2 protein-coding genes are annotated in these 5,291 nt (G+C 71.2%); both read right to left on the bottom strand.

Annotation, left to right across the window (positions count from 1 at the left end; all coding sequences use genetic code 11):
• Nucleotides 1-2,255, bottom strand: a 2,255-nt coding sequence (locus tag ACGF12_RS37755) for a type I polyketide synthase (RefSeq protein WP_393040930.1), incomplete at its 3' end; no start/stop codon positions are given.
• 47 nt (nucleotides 2,256-2,302) lie between these two features.
• Nucleotides 2,303-5,291: SDR family NAD(P)-dependent oxidoreductase (locus tag ACGF12_RS37750; protein ID WP_393040928.1), on the bottom strand; the 2,989-nt coding region annotated here is incomplete at its 5' end.

Here is a 5,291-nt window from a genome sequence, read left to right as displayed (position 1 = left end):
GTGTCGGCGATGGCGGTGACGGTGGCGTCGTCGCCGGACAGGACCAGGCTGGTGGGGCCGTTGATCGCGGCGATGGAGGCCTGATCGGCCTTGCCGTCGAGGTGGGGGAGGATCTCGTTCTCGCTGGCCTGGACGGCGATCATGGCGCCGTCGGTGGGGAGGGCCTGCATCAGACGCCCTCGCGCGGCGACGAGGGTGGCCGCGTCGGCGAGGGTCCACAGGCCGGCGAGGTGGGCGGCGGTGAGTTCCCCGATGGAGTGGCCGGTGAGGTAGTCGGGGCGTATGCCGAAGGATTCGGTGAGGCGGTAGCAGGCGACCTCGTGGGCGAAGAGTGCGGCCTGGGTGTAGGCGGTCTGGTCCAGCAGTGCGGCACTCTCCGTGCCGGGCTCGGCGAACACGACCTCGCGCAGCGGCCGTTCCAGGTGGCGGTCGAGTTCGGCGCTGACCTCGTCGAACGCGGCGGCGAAGACGGGGAAGGTGTCGTAGAGCTCACGGCCCATCCCCGGACGCTGGGAGCCCTGGCCGGAGAACAGCACCGCCAGCTTGCCGCGGCGGGCCTGGCCGGTGGTGACACCGACGGCCTCCCGGCCCTCGGCCAGGGCGCGCAGCCCGTCCAGGAACCCGTCCCGGTCGGAGGCGACCACACCGGCCCGGTGCTCGAACATTGAACGCGTCGTCGCGAGCGAGAACGCCACGTCCACCGGGGACAGCTCGGCATCCGCCTCGACGTGCTCCAGCAGCCGCTGGGCCTGGGACTTCAGGCTCTCGGCACTACGCGCCGAGAGCAGCCACGGGAACACGTCCGGGGCCTTGGCGCTGTCGGCGGCAGCCGCAACGGAGGGCTCGGTGTCCTCCTCCGTGGTCTCGGGGGTGGGGGCCTGTTCGAGGATGACGTGCGCGTTGGTGCCACTGACACCGAACGCGGACACCGCGGCACGGCGCGGCTCGCCCGTCTCGGGCCAGGCGGTGGCCTCGGTCAGCAGCTCGACCGCACCCGCCGACCAGTCCACCTGCGGGGTGGGCTCGTCGACGTGCAGGGTCTTGGGCAGCACGCCGTTGCGCATCGCCATGACCATCTTGATCACACCGCCGACACCCGCGGCACCCTGGGTGTGGCCGATGTTGGACTTCAACGAGCCGAGCAGCAGCGGACGCTCCTCGTCCCGGCTCTGCCCGTAGGTGGCGATCAGGGCCTGGGCCTCGATGGGGTCACCCAGGCGGGTGCCGGTGCCGTGCGCCTCGACCGCGTCGACCTGAGTTGCGGTCAGGCGGGCGTTGGCCAGGGCCTGGCGGATCACGCGCTGCTGCGCCGGCCCGTTGGGGGCGGTGAGCCCACTGCTGGCACCGTCCTGGTTGACCGCACTGCCCCGGACGACGGCGAGCACCTGGTGGCCGTTGCGCTGGGCGTCGGAGAGCCGCTCGACGAGCAGCATGCCGACGCCCTCGGACCAGCCGGCGCCGTCCGCCGCCGCGGCGAACGACTTGCAGCGGCCGTTCGTGGCGAGACCGCGCTGGCGGCTGAACTCCACGAAGGCCATGGGCGACGACATGACGGTGACGCCGCCGGCGAGGGCGAGGTCGCACTCGCCGTTGCGCAGGGCCTGCACCGCGAGGTGCAGGGCCACCAGCGACGAGGAGCACGCGGTGTCGACCGTCACCGCCGGGCCCTCCAGCCCGAGGGTGTAGGCGATCCGGCCGGAGGCGACGCTGCCGGCGCTCCCGTTGCCGAGGTAGCCCTCGAAGCCCTCCGGAGCGACCTTGAGCCGGGACACGTAGTCCGAGTACATGACGCCGGCGAAGACGCCGGCCCGGCTGCCGCGGACGCTGTCCGGCGTGATGCCGGCGTGCTCGAAGGCTTCCCACGAGGTCTCCAGCAGCAGGCGCTGCTGCGGGTCCATCGCCAGCGCCTCACGCGGCGAGATCTCGAAGAAGCCGGGGTCGAAGTCGGCGGCCCCGTAGAGGAATCCGCCTTCCTTCACGTAGGACGTGCCGGGCTGTTCCGGGTCCGGGTTGTAGAGGGTCTCCACGTCCCAGCCGCGGTCGGCGGGGAAGTCCGAGACCGCGTCCCTGCCGTCGGAGACCAGCTGCCACAGGTCCTCGGGCGAGCGGACGCCGCCCGGGAAGCGGCAGCCCACGCCCACGACGGCGATGGGCTCGGTCTCCTTGTCCTCGAGCTCCTGGAGGCGGCGTCGAGTCTGGCGCAGATCAGTGGTGGCCAGCTTGAGAAACGAACGGAGCTTTTCCTCATTCGACATGCGTGGTCAGCCCCTCAAGGACTAGCAGGAATATCGCGTACATGGGTTCAGGACTTCCCGAGCTCGCGCTGGAGGGCTTCGAAGAGCTCGTCGTCCGTCGCGTCGTCGAGACCGGATTCGTAGGGGTCGCCGTCGGCGGTGCCCTGGCTGCCGTTCAGCCTGTTCAGGAACGCCTTCAGGCGCAGGACGATCTCCATGCGCGTGTCGTCGTCCTCGGCCGCAGCCTCCAGGGTGGTCTCGAGACGGTCGAGTTCCTTGTCGAGCGTCTTGAGGACAACCCCGGCCGGGGCGGCCGTGGCGTCCACCTGGGTCTCCTTGCGGAGGTGCCCGGCAAGGGCGGCGGGGGTGGGGTAGTCGAAGACGAGCGTGGCCGGCAGGCGCAGGCCGCTGGCAGCGTTGAGACGGTTGCGCAGCTCGACGGCGGTGAGCGAGTCGAAACCGACCTCGAGGAACCCGCGGTCCGGGTCGATCGCCTCCGCGGAGGAGTGGCCGAGGACGGCCGCGGCCGTCGACCTGACCAGGTCGAGGACCACCGCGTCCCACTGGGACTCCGGGAGCGAGGCCAGGCGCTCCTTGAGCGCCGTTCCGCCGCCGCCCCCGGCCTCGGCCGCACGCCGGGCAGGCGATCGGACCAACCCCCGCATCATCGGCGGGATGTCGACCGGGTCGAGGGTGGTCCGCAACGCCGAGTTCTCGAACTTCATCGGCAGGAGGATCGGCCGGTCCACGCCCCGGGCGGCGTCGAGCAGGGCGAGCCCTTCCTCGTTGAGGAGGGGGATCATCCCGCCGCGTGCCATCCGTCGGACGTCGGCCTCGGTGAGCTGGGCCGTCATGCCGCTGGCCTGGGCCCAGAAGCCCCAGCCGAGCGAGAGGGCGGGCAGGCCCTTGGCCCGGCGGTGCTGGGCGAGGACGTCCTGGAAGACGTTGGCCGCGGCGTAGTTGCCCTGGCCGGCGCTACCGAAGGTCGCCGCCGCCGAGGAGAACATGACGAAGGCGGAGAGGTCCGCGTCCTTGGTGAGGTCGTGCAGGTGGAACGCGGCGTCGACCTTCGGGCGGAGGACCGCGGCGAGCCTCTCCGGGGTCATCGACGTGACCACGCCGTCGTCCAGGACGCCGGCCGTGTGGATGACCGCCGACAGCGGGTGCTCGGCCGGGACGGTCGCCAGCAGGGCGGCGAGGGCGTCGCGGTCGGCGGCGTCGCAGGCAGCGACCGTCACCTCGGCGCCCTGACCGGCGAGTTCGGCCGCGAGCTCGCCGGCGCCCGGGGCCCCGGATCCGCTGCGGCTGACCAGCAGGAGGCGGCGAACGCCGTGCCGGCCGACCAAGTGGCGTGCGACCAGGGCCCCGAGGGTCCCCGTCGCGCCGGTGATCAGCACGGTGCCGGTGCCGAAACCGTTCGGCTCCGGGTCTTCTTCCGTCCCGGTGCGTACCACGACCCGGCTGAGTCGCGGCACGGTGATCTGCCCGCAACGCACGGCCAGTTGTCCTTCCCCCGTTGTCTTTGCCCAGGCCGCCCCGTGGAGCAGGGTCGCGCAGGATTCCTCGGCATCGTCCACGTCGATCACGGCGAATCGTCCGGGGTTTTCCGACTGTGCGGAGCGAATCAGTCCCCAGGCCGGAGCCACGGCGAGCGCGGAAGCGTCCTCGCTCGGATTTGTGGAGATAGCGTGCCGAGTGATGAAGGCGAGCTGCGAAGAGGCGAACTGGTCATCGATCAGCCAGGACTGTATCAGAGTCAGGACTTCGCGCGTTATGGCGTGCGCCTCGCCCGGCGTGTCTTCTGAAAGGGGAGTTGCGCAGGTCGCGAACACTATGTCAGGAACCGTCATTCCAGAGGCGATTCGCTCCGAGAGGAGTGACAGGTCGGCATAGTTCTCCACCTTGATGCCGAAGGAGTCCAATACCTTCTCGACCCCGATGGTGTCGGGTCCGACGAGAACGAACCGCTTCTCGGGCGGAGTCGCATTCCGGTAATCGGAGCCCAAACCAGCAGCTACCCAGTCGATTTGGAACAGGGCGTCGTGGACGGTATTGCGGGCGGCGGACAGCTGCTCGGCCGAGATCGCGCGGAGTGCCAGGGATTCGACGGTGGCGAGCGGTGCTCCGGTTCCGTCCGCGAAGGCGAGCGTGAGGGTCTCGGCGCCGGTCCGGCTGAGCCTGACCCGCAGTGAGGTTGCCCCGACCGCATGAACACTGACTGCTTCCCAGGCGAACGGAAGGACCGGTGCCGACGAGCCGTCCCCGTCGCCGGAGGAGCCGGTCCTGGTCAGGCCGACGGCGTGGAGGGCGGCGTCGAGGAGGGCGGGGTGGATGTTGAAGTCGGCGGCCTGGGCGCGGTGTTCCTCGGGGAGGGCGACCTCGGCGTAGACGTCGTCGGCGTGGCGCCAGGCGGTGCGGAGGCCCTGGAAGGCGGGGCCGTAGCCGTAGCCGGCCCGGTCGAGGGCGGGGTAGAGGTCGGTGAGGTCGATGGGGGTGGCACCGGCGGGGGGCCAGGCGGTGAGGTCGGCCGGGGCGGTGGTGGGGGCGTCGCTGGAGAGGGTGCCGGTGGCGTGGGTGGTCCAGATGGCGCTGGTGGTGTCGGTGTCCGGCCGGGAGTGGATCGTGACCGTGCGGCGTCCGGTGTCGTCGGGGCCGTTCACGGTGACCTGGAGGCGGACGGCGCCTTGGGTGGGGAGGACGAGCGGGGCCTGGAGGGTGAGCTCTTCCAGGAGGGTGCATCCGGCGTGGTCCGCGGCGGTGGTGGCGAGTTCGACGAAGGCGGTGCCGGGGAGGATGACGGTGCCGTTGACGGCGTGGTCGGCCAGCCACGGGTGGGTGGTGAGGGAGAGTCGGCCCGTGAGCAGGAGGCTGTCGGTGTCGGGGAGTTCGACGACGGCGCCGAGGAGGGGGTGGGTGGTGGTGGTGAGGCCGGCGGAGGAGACGTCGGCGGTGGTGGGGCTGGGGGTGAGCCAGTAGTGCTGGTGCTGGAAGGCGTAGGTGGGGAGCGTGACCTTTTCGCCGTCCTTGAGGAGGGTGGTGAGGTCGGTGGTGTGGCCG

It is taken from the genome of Kitasatospora sp. NPDC048296 (assembly GCF_043201815.1).
Lineage (GTDB): Bacteria > Actinomycetota > Actinomycetes > Streptomycetales > Streptomycetaceae > Kitasatospora.
The sequence above is the reverse complement of the archived record's forward strand: the minus strand, read 5'-3'. Positions and strand labels throughout refer to the sequence as shown.